The sequence below is a fragment of the Burkholderia aenigmatica genome (genome assembly GCF_048627025.1).
GTDB lineage: Bacteria > Pseudomonadota > Gammaproteobacteria > Burkholderiales > Burkholderiaceae > Burkholderia > Burkholderia aenigmatica.
In genome coordinates this window covers 1,241,268-1,258,730 of sequence record NZ_CP184469.1, presented here as the reverse complement: position 1 = coordinate 1,258,730, position 17,463 = coordinate 1,241,268, and the positions used below count along the sequence as shown (strand labels likewise).

Below are 17,463 nucleotides of genomic sequence, written 5' to 3'. Positions count from 1 at the left end.
TCGGTTACACGTCGTCCGTTTCGTCGAGCAGCTTGTGCCGCATCGCGTAACGCACCAGCGCCGCTTCGTGCGGCATCTGCATCTTTTCCAGGATCCGCGTCTTGTACGTGCTGACCGTCTTCGCGCTCACGCACAGCGCGTTGGCGATCTCGGTCAGCGTCTGGCCGGCGGCGATCCGCCGGAACACGTCGAATTCGCGGTCGGACAGCCGCTGGTGCGGTAGCGTCTCGGCCGGCTCGTTCAGGCTCTGCGCGAACTGCTCGGCCATCGCGAGGCTCACGTAGACGCCGCCCGACGCCACCTTCGTGACTGCGCCGACCAGCTCGGCGCTCGCGCTTTCCTTCGTCAGATACCCGGACGCACCCGCGCGGAACGCGCGCACCGCGTATTGCTGCTCCGCGTGCATGGTCAGCACGAGGACGCGCAGCGCGGGCTTCTCGTCCTTGATCTGCTTGATCAGTTCGACGCCGTTGCGGCCCGGCATCGACAGGTCGAGCACGAGCACCTGCGCGGGCGTGGCGCGCACGAGCGCGATCGTCGACGGGCCGTCGCAGGCTTCGCCGGCCACCTCGAATCCGGTGGCGTTCTGGAGGATGTGCCGCAGACCGTCGCGTACGAGCGTATGGTCGTCGGCGATGAGCACCTTGATCATATGATGAGCGTTTCCTGTTGTACGGTACTGAGCGGGAGGGCGACGGTGATCGAGAAACCGCGCGCGAGCGCGGTGTCGATCGTCACGGTGCCGCCCAGCATGTGGGCGCGTTCGCGAATGCCGATCAGGCCGAACGATTTGTCTTCGTGGGCCGTGCCGCCGCGCGCCGAGCCGCGGCCGTTGTCCGCGACGCGCAACACGCAGAAGCCTTCCTCGACGTCGAGCCGCAGCGCGACGCGCGTTGCATCCGCGTGGCGCGCGACGTTCGTCAGCGCTTCCTGCACGATCCGGAACAACGTGGTCGCGCCCGCGCTGGTGAATGTGAGGCCGCCCGTTTCGATGTGCCGCTCGACATCGATCCCGTAGCGGTTCGTGAAATCGTTCGCGAGCCATTCGATCGCGGGCACGAGGCCGAGATCGTCGAGCATCACGGGCCGCAGGTCGGCCGCGATGCGCCGCACCGACGCGACCGTCGCGTCGATCAGCCGCCGCATGCCCTGCAGATGCCCGAGCACGCCCTCGTCGGGCGGCGCATGGCGGGGGCCGCGCAACTGCTGCTCGACCACCGACAGATCCATCTTCAGCGCGGTGAGTTGCTGGCCGAGGTCGTCATGCAGTTCGCGCGCAATGCGGGTCTTTTCCTCTTCGCGCACGTTCTGCAGGTTCGCCGACAGTTCGCGCAATTCCTCGCGCGACTGCTTCAGCGCGTTCTCGGCACGCTGCCGCTCGGTGATGTCGCGCAGCATCACGGTGTAGAGCTTGCCCGACGCATCGCGGATCTGCGAGATCGACGCCTCGATCGGGAATTCCTCGCCATTGGCGCGCAGCCCGAACAGCACCCGCTGGCGACCCATCTGCCGCTCGGATACGCCCGTCACGCCGAACTGGTCGACGTGCTTCGCGTGCGCGGCGCGGAACCGCTCGGGGATGAAGCGCGACAGCGGCGCACCGATCGCCTCCATCGCGGACACGCCGAACACCTGCTCGGCCATCGGATTGAAGATCACGACCGTCTGCTTTTCGTCGATCGTGATGATCGCTTCCATCGACGAACGGATGATGCCCATCATCCGCGCTTCGTTGAGGATGCCGCGGCTGCTCGCGCCGGAATCGGCGGTGCCGGCGCGGCCGCGCAGCAGCGCATGGATGAGCACGGCGAACGCGATCGACGCGATCAGCCCCGCGGTGAGCACGGTGCCGGCCGCGCGTTGCGCGCCCGTTGCGCTCGGACGACCGTCCGCGGAATAGGTGAGCGTCAGCACGGTGCCGCCAAAATTCAGCTCGTCGGTGCGCCGCATCAGGTCGGGCGATGCCGACGCCTCGTCGGTCGTCGTTTCGACGCTGACGATCGCGCGCCGATCGCCGCCGGCGGTAATCCACACGTCGATCCCGCGCTCCGCGTCGAGTGCGCGCTCGATCAGGCGCCGCGGGCTCAACGCCGCGAACAGCACCCCGTCGGCGCCGGCTTCGCGCGTACCGGGCGGTGTGCCGGCCGCATGCGGCGACGCGACGGCCGGCAGGAACAGCGTGAAAGTGCGGGCGTCGCGGGACGTGTCGTCGTCGGCCGGGTGGACGCCGAGTGCGATGTCGCCGGTCTGCAGCGCGCGCGCGAGCGGTGCCGCGTCGGACGCGCCGAAGCGCACGACGGGCGAATTCGACGCCGGTGCGCTGAGCGCGGCGGTCGCGAGCGTGCCGGCCGGCATCGGCTTCGCGCCGGCGAGGGCGGTGCGCGTCGCGGGCGCCAGCGGTGCATAGCCGATCTGGCGGACCGGCGAGCGGGCGCTGTCGAGATCGAGCGTGTCCGCATACCGACGCCATTGCTCGGGCGTCATGCCCGGGACGAGGCTGAACGCGCCGCGCGCGCCTTCGAGCACGGCCACGCCGGATTGCAGCTCGTGGCGGAGCATCGCGGTCACGTGCGACGTGCGGCGTTCGAAACGCGTATGGACGGCGCCTTGCCACTGGTCGCGCACGAGCAGCGCGACGCCGAGCGACAGCGCCGCGCCGGCGCACAGCGTAACGACGCCGGCCGCGAGCGGCTGGCGTAACATGATCTGGAGGCGCGTGGGCCCTCGGGCGTCACGCGTCGGGGTTCCACTTGCGGTCATTCGATGGCCATTCTGTTGTCGGGGGCCGCCTAAGGGCCTGTTTGCGCTTATAACGGACTTGCGCTGGCCCCCAGAAGGGCCGAGCGCAAGGAATGCGACGAAGCGAATACTCGACGTATTCGCGAGGAGTATGACGCCGCGATCGGCCCTTCTGGGGGCCAGCCCCGCGAATGAATTTTCCAAGACAGGGGAACGTGCCTTGCCGGCCGTATTGCGGCGTCGATCGTCGCTTGTTTGGCGCGGCCAAACGGCGCTCCTCACTCCTTGCACTACGGCCGGCAAGGCACGTTCGCAAGTCCGTTATAGGCGTAAACAGGCCCTTAGCACGGGGGCAGCGCAGCAAAACCGGTCAAAACTCGCACCGGCTGCACGCAACGTCTATTTTCAAGATGAAATTGTGCGCGATTTACACGTTTTTTGTAATGGGGTCACTAGAAATTGCGGCAACTGGCGTGAAGCAGCGGGCGCGCCGGCCGCGTTTGACGCGCATCAACGGGCGCGTCGGCACGTGGGGCAGACTGTTCGGCAGGCCAGCCGGCACCGGGCCGGGTGGCGATAACGGGCCGTCGTCGCGCAATGCGCGACGCGTGCCCGGTCGGAGGGACGGACCATGTACAAGCGGATTTTCGTCGGGCTCGATGGCAGCCCGAGTGCGCGTCTCGCGCTGAACGAGGCGATCCGGATCGCGGCGGCGTCCGGCGGTGAAGTCACCTGCGCGTATGTCGTCGAGCATCGGCCGCAGCTCGTCGACGTCGATGCGGGCTTCGCGGCCGCGCGCGCCGGCGATGCGGCCGCGACCGATGCCGCGACGCCGGTGCTCGACGATGCGAAAGCGGTGCTCGCGCAGGAGCATGTGCCAGGCACCGTGCGCGCGCTCGACGCATACGGCGAGGATGTCGCCACGGTGCTGATGCGCACGGCGGCCGAAGCCGACGCCGACCTGATCGTGATGGGCACGAGCGGGCGGCACGGCCTGCGCCGGTTGCTGCTCGGCAGTGTCGCCGAATCGCTGCTGCGCGCGGCCGACCGGCCCGTGCTGCTGGTGCGGCACAGCGAGCCCGGCGCGTCGGCGGCTGCGTGACGCACGCGGCACGGCGCTGGCGCATGAGCGGTCGCGGCCGGCAACGGTCGCGCGCCTGCGCCGGATGACGGCCTGTTGAAACGGAAACGCACGACGCGCCGGTCGACGCACGGCGTGTGAGCGCGGCTGTCGTTTCTGTCGCATCGGCCGGGCGAGGGCGGCGCGCCCGATGCACGTTCCCGGGCGCAATCCCGCGCCCGCGGTTGCATCCCGACACGCAGTTCTGGCAGCATCGACCGGTGTCCGCTTGTTCGCCGCGCGCATGGCAGCGGCGATCGACGCAGCGGCATCCGGCGGAATACGGTCGCGGTCGTGACGAGCGAAGCGAGGCCGCGCACCGGTTCCGGGTTCCTTACCTTACCGACGTCATCCGCCATGCCGATTTCCGCTACCGACCTGATTCGCCAGTTCGACCTGCAGCCGCATCCCGAAGGCGGCTATTTCCGCGAAACCTATCGTGCGACCGATTCGGTCGTGCGTCCGGCCGACGGTGCGCCACGCGCCGCGTCGACGGCGATCTACTACCTGCTGTGCGACGGCGCGTATTCGTCGTGGCACCGGATCCGTTCCGACGAGGTCTGGCATTTCTACGCGGGCGACCCGATCGAGGTGTGGGTGCTCGACGAGCGCGACGGGTTGACGATCCACCGGCTCGGCAATCCGCTCACGCATCCGGGCACCGTGTTCCAGGCGGTCGTGCGGGCCGGGAGCTGGTTCGGCGCGCGCTGCGCAGCGCCGGAGCACGTTGCGCTCGTCGGCTGCACGGTGGCGCCGGGCTTCGAGTTCGCGGAATTCGAACTGGCCGACGCGGCCGCGCTGGCCGCCGCGTTTCCCGACTACGCGGAATACGTCGTGCAGCTTGCTCAGCGCACGGACATGTGACCGTCACGGTGGTGCAGCCTAATGGCGCGAAGCCCGTGCCGATGGCGCGTGTTCAGCGCGATCGCGGCCAAACCCGTTTAGAATGCCGTGATGCATCAGGTCGGTTGCGGACGTGCCGCGGCGGCCGGTGCCCAGCCGTACCGACGGCCCCCGTCGCGCGGCCGCATGTCTTCCAGGAGCGCCGCCGTGTGGCACTTTCCCATCGCTATTCCATCGTCGCTCGGCCCGTGGGCCGTGTTCGCGAGCGTGTTGATCACGCAGCTCGGTGTGCCGGTGCCGGCCGTGCCGATGCTGATTCTCGGCGGCACGATGGCGGCAATGGGGCAGGCGTCCTGGGTCAGCATGTTCGCGGCGGCGATCGGCGCGACGATGCTGGCCGATTCGCTGTGGTTCTTCATGGGCCGCACGCGTGGCCGGCGCCTGCTGAACGGCCTCGTGCGCTTCTCGCTGTCGCTCGACACGACGCTGCGTTTCGCGCGTAACGTATTCGAAAGATACGGCGCGCCGCTGCTCGTGCTGTCCAAATTCCTGCCGGGCCTCGGCCTCGTGTCGGCGCCGCTGCTCGGCACGACCGCGATCGGCGTCGGCGTGTTCCTGTTCTGGGATCTGGCCGGCGCGTCACTGTGGGCCGCATTCTGGCTGATCGGCGGCGCGGCCATTCACGACCAGATCGTCCAGTTCGTGCTGTGGGTGCGCGCGAGCGGCGGCACGATCCTCGATGCGTTCCTCGCGATCTTCATCACGTTCCTGCTGTACCGCTGGGTGCGGCGCGTGCAGTTCCGCCGCTATCTCGCGCAGGTTCGCATCTCGCCGCCGCAACTCGTCGAGATGATGACGTCGGACGAGCCGCCGTTGATCTTCGATGCGCGGCCGAAAGCGATTCGCGAGCGCGAACCGTACCGGATCGCCGGCGCGGTGCCGGTCGATCTCGATTCGCCGGACCTGCTCGACCCGGAAATGCTGAAACGGCCGATCGTCGTCTATTGCGTGTGCCCGAACGAGGCCACCGCGAAGCGCCTGATCGCGAAGATGCAGCGCAAGAAGATGATCCACAACATCCGCGCGCTGAAAGGCGGCCTCGATGCGTGGGAAAAGCACGGCTTCCCGGTCGAGCCGCTGCCGGCCGATCTCGATGCGTCGCGGTATTTCGTGCGTCAGGAACACGGTGCGCTCGAAGGCGAATATACGGTGCGCGCGACGCTGTCCAAATAAATCCGCGCGCGGCATACGCGCGCATTCGGCGCATTCGAATTCCGCCGCCGTTTTCACCCGCTGCGATTTTTCCAAAATCGACTGGCGTGAAACCGCTGATCCTCCATATAATCCCGCCTGCATATTGCGTGCGCATGATCGCGCACATTCGACGCGTGTTCGTTCGCGCCGAAAGCGATTGATCCCGTCGCCGTCCGTCACGCGCACAGCCGCGTCACACGGGCCGCGCGGGCGTATTCCGTGAAAGGCCCGATCCGTTTTCCGGATTGTTCCGGAAAATACGGATAATCCGCGGCGATTCCATTCGGATTGACGCAGTATCCGTGTCGTTTCTCATCTGGAAAACGACGGCGGAGATTATTTCGTTTTCGGCATGCCGGTATCGGCATGAACGGTCGCGCATTGACATCGACAATGATGGCGGCCCGTTCGCGGCTGCCAGGAGACGGACTTGAAACAACCAGAAGACCAGTTGCACCGTGGGCTGGAAGAGCGGCACATCAACCTGATGGCGCTCGGCGCGACGATCGGCGTCGGCCTGTTCCTCGGCTCGGCCACCGCGATCCGCGTCGCCGGCCCGGCCATCCTGCTGACCTACCTGCTGGGCGGCATCGCGATTTTCCTGATCATGCGCGCACTCGGCGAGATGGCGATCGCCAATCCGGTCGCCGGCGCGTTCAGCCGCTACGCACGCGATTACCTCGGCCCGCTCGCCGGCTACCTGACCGGCTGGACCTACTGGTTCGTGTGGATCGTCACCTGCATGGCGGAAATCACGGCGGTCGGCGTCTACATGCACATGTGGTTCCCCGGCGTACCGAACTGGATCTGGGCGCTCGCGGCGCTCATGGCGATGGGCTCGGTGAACTTCATCGCGGTCAAGCTCTACGGTGAATTCGAGTTCTGGTTCGCGCTGATCAAGATCGTCACGATCGTGCTGATGATCATCGGCGGCGGGTTGATGATCGCGTTCGGTATCGGCAACGGCGGTGTCGCGATCGGCCTCTCGAACCTGTGGGCGCATGGCGGCTTCATGCCGAACGGCATCAACGGCGTGATCGCCGCGTTGCCGATCGTGATGTTCGCGTATCTCGGCGTCGAGATGCTCGGCCTCACCGCCGGCGAGGCGCGCAACCCGGAGAAGTCGCTGACGAAGGCCGTGAACTCGGTGTTCTGGCGCGTGCTGATTTTCTACATCGGCGCGCTGTTCGTGATCATGTCGCTGTATCCGTGGGACCAGATCGGCACGCAGGGCAGCCCGTTCGTGATGACGTTCTCGCGACTCGGCATCCCGGCTGCTGCCGGCATCATCAACTTCGTCGTGCTAACCGCAGCGCTGTCGTCGTGCAACAGCGGCCTGTTCAGCACCGCGCGGATGCTCTACAACCTCGCGCAGCAGGGCCAGGCACCGAGCAAGCTCGGCAAGGTCAACCGCAACGGCGTGCCGGTGTATGGCGTGATCGTGTCGGTCGCGCTGCTGCTGATCGGCGTGCTGCTCAACTATCTCGCGCCGCAGCATGTGTTCACGTGGCTCACGTCGGTGTCGACGTTCGGCGCGATCTGGACGTGGTGCGTGATCCTGATCGCGCAGATGCGCTTTCGCCGCACGCTGTCGGCCGACAAGATCGCGCGCCTGCCGATCCGCGTGCCGTTCTATCCGCTCGGTTCGTTCGTCGCGCTCGGCTTTCTCGTGCTGGTCGTCGTGCTGATGGCGTTCACGCCCGACACGCGCGTCGCGCTCGTGATCGGGCCGGTATGGATCGTGCTGCTCGGCATCACGTATGCGCTGTTCTACGCGAACCGTCCGGCGGCATCGGTGCCGACGAAGTCGTAAGGAGCAAGGGGCTGGCGCAAGCACCGCGCGACTCTTGATCGCGATCATGCGCACGCGGGCCGGACGTTCTATGCTGAACGCATCGATTGCCCGCGCTTCGCGTGGCATCCTGCCGATCCCCGCGACCGCGGCGGCTGTCCGGCCGCCGCGCGCCGCTTCCGCGCGAAGCTCCCGTCGTCGTTCCGCGACGACGCGCACGCACGGAGACCTTCGCCATGCAGCCTGCCCAGCCCATCCCGACGCCTGCGCGAATCGCGCTGGCCGTCGATCCGACGCCCGAATCGCTGTCCGCCGCGCGCTATGCGCGCACGCTGCTGCGTCCCGGCATGCGATTGCGCATCGTCTGCGCCATCGACAACCCGCGCCTCGTCTTGCCCGACATCCCGCGCATCGACGCGCTGCTCACGTCCGCGCGCGAGGACATGATGCGCGAAGCGCAAGCCACCGGCGAACGGATCGCCGCATTGTTCGCCGACAGCGGCATCGAGGTCGAGCAGGCCATCATCGACACATCGGTGACGGGCGGCACGGTGGCCGATGCGCTGGTGAGCGATACGTCGGCGTGGCGCGCGGACGTGCTGGTGGTCGGCGCGAATCCGCATCACGGGCTGCTGCGGCTGGTCGAAGGTGCGATGTCCGACACGCTGACGACGCGCGCGCGCTGCGCGCTGCTGATCGTGCCGGCCGCCTATGCGCGCCCGGCGGACGGCGGCCTGCAGCGGCTGATGTTCGCGGTCGACGGCAGCGAGCCGGCGCTGCACGCGGTGCGCGTCGGGCTCGGCTTCGCGGCGCCGACGACGTTGCTGTACGCGGCCTACGTGATCGACCGCGCGGTTCGTCTGACGGATATCGTGCCGGTGCGCGCGCTCGAGGATGCCTATCGCGCGGAGGGCGAGGACGCGCTCGCGAAAATCGGCCCGCTGTTCCATGCGACCGGGAACCCGACCAAGCGCGGTGTCGTCGAAACCCGGCCGACCAGCGACGACGTGGCCCATGCGTTGATGCGCGACGCCGTGCACTGGCGTGCCGAGCTGCTGGTGGTCGGCACGCACGGCCGGCGCGGCATCGCTGCCTGGCTGATCGGCAGCGTCGCACGCCGCGTGGCGCATCTCGCCCAGGTGCCCGTGTTGCTCGTGCGCGGTGCCGAGTAAATCGCGCGGTGTCACGAACGAAGCGGGCTTGGGTTGATCTTAATCAGAAACGGCATGCGTATCGCGTGAGACCTTGGCGGAACATCCGGCCACGTGGCCGGTCTGTCGTGGATGTACCGCACAGCGACGCAGCCACGCGAGCGTCACTTCGTGCGATCGGTGGCGCATTCGCCGTCGTCACATCATTTTCCGGAGCCGCGACGTGCATGGCACGGCGCGTCATCCGACCGAGAACTCTCTGGCACGAGGGTAGGCAGCCGACGGCTGCCTTGGAGGACGGGCGGGGTGCAAGTCACCCCGTCCGCTTTCCGCGTTCGTGTTGTCGTTGGCCCCGTCTGGATTGCTTTCCCCGCAGGAATCGTTGTCATCGCGGCCGTGTGGAACGGCGCATCACGATGCGTGATGACGCGCGGTCGCGCCAATGCGGATCGGTGATGATCGCGGCAGGCGCGCCGCCGCCATACAGGCACGGCGTACGGCAGGCGCCGCCGAGTTGGCGCGGTGCGCAGCCGGTGCACGGCCCCGTGCCGTGCCGGCTGCCTGCGCGCTCAGGGCGTGCGAAGCATCGACCGCAGGTCGTGCCGGCGGCCCGCGCCGCGGCGCACCCGCGGCCGCTGGCGCGCGACATGCAGCGGCGCGCACGCGCTGCACGTGCGGTTGCGCAGGCGGTTTGCATGCGGCCAGCCGGGGCGCGCCTTGCGGCGCGGCTCCGCAACGGCCGCCGCGTCGGAGGCGGCCCGCGCGCAGAGTGCCGCGGCGAACCGTTGCAACGCGAGGACCGAGCCCGCGACGCTCTGGTACTTCTCGCGGCCGATCTGCCCGTCGAGCGTGACGAGCAACCCGGCTTCGCGTGCGAGCGCAAGCAAGGTGTCGATATTGTCGGACGGACGGTTGCCGGCCGACACGGCACGGGCGGGCAGGGCGCGCGCGTTGCCCGACGCGTGCCGCTGGCCGTCCCGGCCCGGTAAGTTGCGATGTCCCATGGTTGGTCTCCTGCGCCAGGCCCCGCATGCCGGCTCGATGGCCGGCTGAGCGATTGCCCGTATGAACGTTTCGTCCATGTCATCAGTATCGTGTGGCGCCCGTGCGCTGCCAAGCAGCGCGCGCTGAAGTCGCTGTCAGGGATTGCGCGGGGCGTATCGGAATCCGCTGACACGCAGTGCGACCGATCGGCCGTCCCGGCGACGATCCGGCGCGTTCGTTCCGACGAATGGGCCGGGCGTGGTGGCGGTCGCTTGACGCATGATTTCGGCCGGTCTAACTTCGCCACTGCATCGGCGTCGAGCGGCCTCCATCGTTTGCCCGCCACCGGTGCCGCGCCTCGGGGTGGCGTGGCAGGGCTTCCAGTCTCGTTCGCGGGCAGTTCGCGCCGCGGATCTTGCGCGGTCGGTTCGGGGACGAATCGGCGCGGCGGCACGCAACGTGCCGTTGATCGCGCGCAAACACGCGCCGGCGCATCGCACGCCGCGCGGCCGTTCAGTCTTTAAGCTTCCGGTATCTACTTCTTTTCGTTCCTCGACCGTCAGGAGTCCGTCGATGTCCAAGGACAATTTGCTCGATTCACTCAAGGAAGCCGCCAAACAGCGCGCGATCGGTTCGGATCAGTTGCGTGCGATGCTCGACGACGAAGTGCGCGTCTTGTCGTCCGACGCGCGGGTGCACGACTACATCCACGTGTTCGCGATCCGGCACCTGCGCGAACGGATGCGCCAGCAGGACGATTTCGACCACGACACGCGCTCCGATGGGGCGCCCGCGGAATCCGATCCGCGTCCGAGCCACCGCCTGTGACGGGCACACGCCGCGGCTGATGCCGCGGACGTGACGCGCTCCGTCGCCGGGCCAGGGCCGGATCCTGATCGACATGCAGGCATCCGTCGACAGCGAACCGGCCTGTTCCCATTCCCTTTCGATTGCCGTGCGCAAGATCGCCGGCACCGTCGTCGCATCCGGCGACGGCGTGTGCGCGCGGCGCCGGCCGGGTGCGGCGATCCCGGCGCCCCCTGAAAACCGACGTTGCGTTTCGTCATACGTTTCACTGAATTGTCACGGCGGCCTCAAGTAAGCGGCGCGATTGCCGTTTACCCGGTGAATTCGTCCACCGGGCGTTCGCGCTCCCTTACCGAGTCGTTGCCATGTTCTCGTCCATCCGCGCCCGCATCCTCGCCGCGTGCGTCTCCATCGTCGTATTCGCGCTCGTCGCCACCACGCTCATCAACTATTTCATCGCGCGTTCGTACAACGACGACGCGATCGATCGCAACCTGACCTCCGTCGCAAGCGGCCACGTGGTCGGGATCGCCGACTGGGTCGCCACCCGGAGCCGGATGATTGCGTCGTTGCAGGATGCCGCGCTGACCCCCGATCCGCTGCCGGTGTTCAAGCAGATGGCCACGGCCGGTGGCTTCACGAACGTCTACGCGGGCTATGCCGACAAGGCGTTCCACTTCTCCGACCCGACCGGCATCCCGCCCGACTACGATCCGACCGGCCGCCCGTGGTACAAGCAGGCCGCGCAGGCCGGCAAGCCGGTCGTCACGCCGCCTTACGTCGACGCCGGCACGGGCAACCTCGTCGTCACGTTCGCGGTGCCGATCCTGCGCGACGGCGCGCTGAAAGGCGTCGTCGCCGCGGACGTCTCGATGGACACCGTGATCGCGAACGTGAAGTCGATCCACCCGACGCCCGCGAGCTTCGGGATGTTGATCGACAGCAACGGCCACGTGGTCGCGCACCCGGACGCGAAGCTCACGCTGAAGCCGGTCGCCGACGTGTCGGCCGAACTCGGCGCAACGAACGGCGCGACGATCGCGGCCGCGACCGCGCCCGTCGAGGTGAGCGTCGGCGGCGACGCGAAGCTGGTGCGCGCGCGCCCCGTGCCGGGCACGGACTGGTACGCGCTGGTGCTGCTCGACAAGAGCGAAGCGACGGCCGGCATGCGCTCGCTGCTGACCGCGTCGCTGATCACGCTGCTCGTGATCGTCGCCGTCGCGTCGGTGATCATCGGCGCGATCACCGCGACCGCGTTCCGCCGCCTGTCGCAAGTGCGCCAGGCGATGGCCGCGATCGGCTCGGGCGCCGGCGACCTGACGCAGCGCCTGCCGGCCGACGGCCGTGACGAAGTGGCCGACATCGCACGCTCGTTCAACAGCTTCGTCGACAAGCTGAACGACGTGATGCGTCAGATCCGCGATGCGAGCGAGTCGGTGCGCACGGCTGCGAACGAGATCGCGGCGGGCAACCAGGACCTGTCGTCGCGCACCGAATCGGCGGCGGCGAGCCTCGAGGAAACGGCGGCATCGATGGAAGAGATCACCGCGACCGTCGGCCAGTCGGCGGCGGCCGCCGGCCAGGCCGACGAACGCGCGGCGGCCGCGTCGCGGATCGCGTCGCATGGTGGCGTGGTCGTGTCGGACGTCGTCGCGACGATGGAGAAGATCGAGGAAGCATCGGGCCGGATCGGCGACATCATCGGCGTGATCGACGGGATTGCGTTCCAGACCAACATCCTTGCACTGAACGCGGCCGTCGAAGCGGCGCGCGCGGGCGAGCAGGGCCGCGGCTTCGCGGTGGTCGCGCAGGAAGTGCGCAGCCTCGCGCAACGCAGCGCGCAGGCCGCGCGCGAAGTGAAGGTGCTGGTCGAATCGACGGTCGCGAGCGTGTCGGCCGGGTCCGGGCAGGTGCGTCAGGCCGGCGACACGATGCGCGAGATCGTCTCCAACGTGTCGAACGTGACGACGATCATCTCTGAGATCACGCACGCGGCGAACGAGCAGACGCGCGGCATCCAGGAAGTGAATCGCGCGGTCACGCAGCTCGACGAAATGGTGCAGCAGAACGCGGCGCTCGTCGAACAGTCGACCGCCGCCGCGACCGCGCTGCAGTCGCAGGCGAACGCGCTGGCGACGACGGTCGGGCGCTTCAAGGTCGCGTAACGCGGCGCGCGGGAAGCGCGGCCGCACCGCTCAGGAGCGGCCGCCGTCGCGCATCAGCGCGAGCCGGTTGTAGAGCGTTTTCAGGCTGATCCCGAGCGCTTTCGCGGCGCGCGGCTTGTTGCCGTCGAAGTGGCGCAGCGTCGCCGCGATGAAGCGCTGCTGCGCATGGTGCAAGGTCGCGCCGAGCGGCAGCGCCATCGTGTTCTCCGACAGGCGCTCGGGTGGCATCGCCGGCTTCGGCAGCGTGACGTCGATGCCCTCGTCCGCCAGGATGTACGCGCGCTCGATCGTGTTGTGCAGCTCGCGTACGTTGCCGGGCCACGAATACGCGCGCAACGCGGCGATCGCTGCTTCGGTCAGCCGCTTGTGCGAGTGATGCCGCGTGTTGAGCGCGTCGACGAATTCCAGCGCGATCGTCTCGATGTCGCCGTCGCGCTGGCGCAGCGGCGGCACGTACAGCGCAAACGCGGCGAGGCGGTAGAACAGGTCCTCCCGCAGCCGGCCGTCGCGCACGGCTTCGGCCGGGTTGTGGCGCGTGGCCGACACGATGCGCACGTCGAGCGGAATCGCGTCGGTGCCGCCCACCCGGACGATCGCATTCGATTCGATCGCCCGCAGCAGCTTCACTTGCAGCGGCGCGGGCATTTCCGCGATCTCGTCGAGCAGCAGCGTGCCGCCGCGCGCGGCTTCGAAGAAACCTTCCCGCTGCGCAATCGCACCGGTGAAACTGCCTTTCTCGTGCCCGAACAACTGCGATTCCGCGATATCGGGCGAAATCGCGCCGCAGTTCACGGGGACGAACGGGCCATCCCGACGGGCACTGAGATCGTGCAGCCGGCGCGCGACGATATCCTTGCCGACCCCGCTTTCGCCGGCAATCATCACGCTCGCGCGGGTCGGCGCGATTTTTTCGATGCGGCCGAGCAGCGTGCGCATCGCGGACGACCGGCCTGACAGCCGGCGGCCGTCTGCGCGCTGCTTCGAACGGTTGGCGGTTTCTCCCATCGGGGTTGGCGGGCCGTTTTGAAAATCGGCACCACGCGTTCCGTTGATTGCAATATTTATCATCGACAGCGAAACGACCGCAAAGGTGCCGCGGAATAGAAATTTCCAATGTGCGCGGCGAGGGCGGAAGAAACAGACCATCGATTCCTGACACGAATCGCGGCACTTCAGGGCCATCCAGGGTCGTATCGGTGCTTTTTTACAGCATTTCGATAAAAAAGCCGGTCGCGACCATGATGCGCCGATGCGGCCCGTGACAGCGGCCGGTGCTCGACCGGCCACCGCCCCCGGCCCTTGGGGCCGCCAGGCAGCCAGGCAACCAGGCAACCGGCACGGCGTACCGTCGGCCATCCACGCCGGAATCGGGCATGCCACTTGCGGATGTCATCCCGCTCGCCCGGCACGCTCGACGGCAGGCCTGCTGCTCGACCAGCGGCATGACACCGTGCGACGGGAGCCGGCGCGACGCAAGGATGCAATGAGATCCCTGACCCGTGAGCTGTTACGGCAGGGTGCATGGGTGGTGCTGGCCGTCGGGCTGGCGTCCGCGCTGCAGGCGTGGGCGGTTCGCGTCGTCGGCGAGCATGCGCCATTTGCGCCGCTGCCTTTCTATGTCGGCGTGGCGGCTGCCGCATGGCTGACGTCGTTCGGCGGCGGCCTGGCCGCGGCGGCCGCGAGCGTGGCCGTGATCGGCGTGTTGTGGTGGCGCGATGCGCCGCTGGCCACGCTGCTCGCGCAGGCCGGCGCATTCATCGCGATCAGCTTCGTCGAATGCGTGCTCGTGATGGCCGTGAAGCCGTTGCTCGCGAACGATCGTCTGCGCGAACCCGATGACGACGGCGACGCCGCTGCGCGCGAGCCGGCGCCTGCTGCCCGCGTCCCCGTTCCCGTCCATGACGACGGCCTGCTGCGCCGCGTGGTCGATGCGTCGCCCGACGCGATCGTCGGGGTCGATGCCGCACGCCGGATCACGAGCTGGAATCCGGCTGCGCGACGGATCTTCGGCATCGACGCGGCGCAGGCCACCGGGCGCGATATCACCGCGATGATCGCGCCGCGCTGGTTGCGGCGGCATCCGGTGCCCGCGTCGTTCGCGAACCTGCATGCACTGGTCGGGCCGCTCGACGTGCTGTGCGTACGGTGCGATGGCAGCCGTTTTCGTGCGACCTTCGCCGCGTCGCCGATCGTCGATGCGCAGGGCCACTGCACAGGCCTGTCGATGACATTGCGCGAAGCGCGCGAACGCCGTCGCGGCGAGCGGCGCAACATGCGCTCGCTGCGCGGCGCGCGCGACGCTCGTGCCCAGGCGGACACGTCGAACCGGCTGAAGGACGAGCTGCTGGCGACGGTGTCGCACGAACTGCGCACGCCGCTGAACGTGATCTACGGCTGGGTCGAGGTACTGCGCAACGTCGATGGCCAGGGGCTCGCGCAACAGGCGGTCGATGCGATCGATCGCAGCGCGCGGTCGCTGTCGCACATGGTGGCCGACCTGCTCGACGCGTCGGCGCTCGCGACGGGCCGCTTGCGCCTCGAGCGCGTGCCGGTCGATCTCGTGCGGATCGTGCGCGATGCCACGCGTGAACTCGACGCGACGGCACAGGCGAGTGGGCTCGAACTGTCGACCGAATACGAGATGCCGACCTGCGTGATTCCGGCGGACCGCGAGCGCGTGCGTCAGGTCCTGTCGAACCTGTTGTCGAACGCGATCAAGTTCACGCCGCCGGGCGGCCGCATCGTCGTGTCGCTGACCCGTGCCGGCGAGCGCGTGCGGCTGTCGGTCGCCGATACCGGGCAGGGGATTGCGCCGGAATACCTGCCGCATCTGTTCGAGACGTTCAGCCGGCCCGAACGCGCATTCGCGTCGCCGAAGCGCGGCCTCGGGCTCGGCCTGTCGATCGTGCGCAACATCGCGCAACTGCATGGCGGCGAGGTCGTCGCGACGAGCGCCGGCACCGGACGCGGGACGACCGTCACGGTCACGCTGCCGGCGGGCTGGGACGCCGACGATCCGGCCGAGAACCTGCTGCACGCGGGGGGCACGCCGGACACGGTGGCGCTCGACGGCCAGCGCGTGCTCGTCGTCGACGACGATGCGACATCGCGCGCGAGCCTTGCCGCGGCACTCGAAACGATGGGCGCACAGGTGTCGACCGCGCAATCGGGGCACGACGCGCTCGACGTGGTGGAACGGCAAGCGCCGAACGTCGTGCTGTCGGATCTCGCGATGCCGGACGGCGACGGCTTCTGGCTGCTCGACCGCATCCGCCATTTGCCGGGCGGCAGCGGGCATCTGCCCGTCATCGCGGTCACCGCGCACGCCGGCAACGCCGACCGGCATCGCGTGATGGCCGCCGGCTTCGACGCGTATCTGTGCAAGCCGGTGGACATGCCGACGCTGGCGAGCGTGATTGCCGATGTCACACCCGCCGCCGAGCACGGTCGGCACCCACGCGGCCGGTAGCCGCCGGCGCGGACGCTCGCCCGGTCAGCCACGAGGCAGGAGGCAAGGAGGCACGATGGACGCAACGGAAAGCACGCGGCACGACGGTGCGAGCGGCACGCGGGCTTGCCTGACGCGCATGCCGTCGGTCGTGTCGGCCGCGATCTTCCTGATGCTGTCGTGTGCATGGATCGCGACACCTTGCGACGCATCGGCCGAGGAGGGCGTCGGCGCAAGGCTCGAGAAGCAGGCATCTGCCGTCGGCGGCCAGATCCGCGATGCGACGCTCGCGTCCCGGATCCGCGCGGCGCTCGTCGCGGAACGTGGATTGACATCCGGCGACATCGACGTGCAGGTTCGCCATCGCGTGGCCGAACTGACCGGCAGCGTACCCGACGAACGGCAACGCGCGACCGCGATCCGCGTTGCGCACGATGTCGACGGCGTGAGCGGCGTGCGCGACAGGCTGCAGATCCGCCGCAAGTAACGTGATGTGATGCATGAGCGAGCACCGACCCGCTCTGTCGCGACACCCGGAGGTCCGGATGAAAACGAATCGAACCCGCCGGCCGGCGGCGATCGTGCTGGCCGCCACCGTCGCCGGAATGGCCGCCGTGCTCTCGCATGCGCAGGTGTCACCCGCTTCGTCGGCGCAGGTCGCGCCGGGCGTCATCCGCCCCGGCACGACCGCCGACGAGGCCGGCATGACGCAGCGGCCGACCGGTATCGATGTCGAGTTCGTCGACAAGGCCGGCATGATCGGCCAGGTGGAGCGTCAGGCCAGCCAGCTCGCGCTCGATCGCTCGTCCAACCCGGACGTGAAGGCCTTTGCGCGCCGGATGGTCGACGATCACGGACGGATCGCCGGCGAATTGCGGCAGCTTGGCGCGGCCAAGGGCGTGCCGGTGCAGTCGCGGATGCTCGTCGACCCGGCCGTGACGGCGTTGCGCGCGAAAGTGGGCCATGCATTCGACTCGGCCTATGTCGCGCTGGCGGGCCCGCGCGCGCATGAAGCGGCGATCCGCCTCTACGAAGCCGAGGCGCGGAACGGCCGCGATCCGCAGCTTCGCGCGTTCGCCGCCAACGCGTTGCCGATGCTGAACGCGCATCTGGCCTCGGCCCGGCAACTTGAGCAGACGGTAGCGGCCGCGCACTGACCG

At 68.5% G+C, this 17,463-nt stretch carries 14 protein-coding genes; 10 read left to right on the top strand and 4 right to left on the bottom strand.

Translation table 11 applies throughout. The features are described from left to right. Positions 1-4: 4 nt before the first annotated feature. Both ACN8ZM_RS22705 and ACN8ZM_RS22700 read right to left on the bottom strand, forming a co-directional pair. A complete protein-coding gene (locus ACN8ZM_RS22705) occupies positions 5-652 on the bottom strand; it encodes a response regulator (protein WP_006483707.1) in 648 nt (215 codons plus the stop codon). Continuing rightward, positions 649-2,760: a PAS domain S-box protein gene (locus tag ACN8ZM_RS22700; protein WP_043183680.1), complete on the bottom strand. Its 2,112-nt coding sequence runs from the start codon at positions 2,758-2,760 to the stop codon at positions 649-651. The genes ACN8ZM_RS22705 and ACN8ZM_RS22700 overlap by 4 nt, the downstream gene beginning before the upstream one ends. Before the next feature lie 610 nt (positions 2,761-3,370). Between ACN8ZM_RS22700 and ACN8ZM_RS22695 the strand changes: the two genes are divergently transcribed. The 5 genes from ACN8ZM_RS22695 (at position 3,371) to ACN8ZM_RS22675 (ending at position 8,920) form a co-directional block, all read left to right on the top strand. Further along, positions 3,371-3,841: a universal stress protein gene (locus ACN8ZM_RS22695; RefSeq protein WP_205824909.1), complete on the top strand. Its 471-nt coding sequence runs from the start codon at positions 3,371-3,373 to the stop codon at positions 3,839-3,841. Between the two features lie 375 nt (positions 3,842-4,216). Beyond that, the gene (locus ACN8ZM_RS22690; protein ID WP_420212447.1) at positions 4,217-4,723 is read left to right on the top strand and encodes a cupin domain-containing protein; all 507 of its coding nucleotides are present in this window, start codon (positions 4,217-4,219) and stop codon (positions 4,721-4,723) included. A gap of 186 nt (positions 4,724-4,909) precedes the next feature. Further along, positions 4,910-5,935, top strand: coding sequence for a DedA family protein/thiosulfate sulfurtransferase GlpE (locus tag ACN8ZM_RS22685; RefSeq protein ID WP_420212446.1), 1,026 nt, complete (start codon positions 4,910-4,912; stop codon positions 5,933-5,935). A gap of 451 nt (positions 5,936-6,386) precedes the next feature. Continuing rightward, positions 6,387-7,769 (top strand): amino acid permease, encoded by a 1,383-nt coding sequence (locus ACN8ZM_RS22680; RefSeq protein WP_043183686.1) that lies wholly within the window; start codon positions 6,387-6,389, stop codon positions 7,767-7,769. Between the two features lie 215 nt (positions 7,770-7,984). Beyond that, the gene (locus ACN8ZM_RS22675) at positions 7,985-8,920 is read left to right on the top strand and encodes a universal stress protein (protein ID WP_043183687.1); all 936 of its coding nucleotides are present in this window, start codon (positions 7,985-7,987) and stop codon (positions 8,918-8,920) included. Positions 8,921-9,468: 548 nt separating this feature from the next. Here the strand turns inward: ACN8ZM_RS22675 and ACN8ZM_RS22670 are convergent. After that, entirely contained in the window at positions 9,469-9,903 is a 435-nt protein-coding gene (locus ACN8ZM_RS22670; RefSeq protein WP_420212445.1) for a hypothetical protein, read from the bottom strand. Positions 9,904-10,456: 553 nt separating this feature from the next. Here ACN8ZM_RS22670 and ACN8ZM_RS22665 point away from each other — a divergent pair. Both ACN8ZM_RS22665 and ACN8ZM_RS22660 read left to right on the top strand, forming a co-directional pair. Further along, on the top strand, positions 10,457-10,711 hold the full coding sequence (locus ACN8ZM_RS22665; protein WP_089453005.1) for a DUF3562 domain-containing protein: 255 nt from the start codon (positions 10,457-10,459) through the stop codon (positions 10,709-10,711). 344 nt (positions 10,712-11,055) lie between these two features. Then, complete coding sequence (locus ACN8ZM_RS22660) at positions 11,056-12,855, top strand: methyl-accepting chemotaxis protein (RefSeq protein ID WP_043183691.1); 1,800 nt, start codon at positions 11,056-11,058, stop codon at positions 12,853-12,855. A 30-nt stretch (positions 12,856-12,885) separates the two neighbouring features. Here ACN8ZM_RS22660 and ACN8ZM_RS22655 read toward each other — a convergent pair whose 3' ends face one another. Further along, entirely contained in the window at positions 12,886-13,923 is a 1,038-nt protein-coding gene (locus tag ACN8ZM_RS22655; protein WP_420212444.1) for a sigma-54 interaction domain-containing protein, read from the bottom strand. Between the two features lie 415 nt (positions 13,924-14,338). On the opposite strand from ACN8ZM_RS22655, the gene ACN8ZM_RS22650 reads away from it, so the two are divergent. From ACN8ZM_RS22650 to ACN8ZM_RS22640, 3 genes are read left to right on the top strand one after another with little or no spacing between them, the layout of a single operon-like run. Beyond that, positions 14,339-16,324: an ATP-binding protein gene (locus tag ACN8ZM_RS22650; RefSeq protein WP_420212443.1), complete on the top strand. Its 1,986-nt coding sequence runs from the start codon at positions 14,339-14,341 to the stop codon at positions 16,322-16,324. Between the two features lie 55 nt (positions 16,325-16,379). Continuing rightward, positions 16,380-16,790, top strand: coding sequence for a BON domain-containing protein (locus tag ACN8ZM_RS22645; protein WP_420212442.1), 411 nt, complete (start codon positions 16,380-16,382; stop codon positions 16,788-16,790). Between the two features lie 58 nt (positions 16,791-16,848). Then, positions 16,849-17,460: a DUF4142 domain-containing protein gene (locus tag ACN8ZM_RS22640; RefSeq protein WP_420212441.1), complete on the top strand. Its 612-nt coding sequence runs from the start codon at positions 16,849-16,851 to the stop codon at positions 17,458-17,460. The last annotated feature ends 3 nt before the right edge of the window (positions 17,461-17,463 follow it).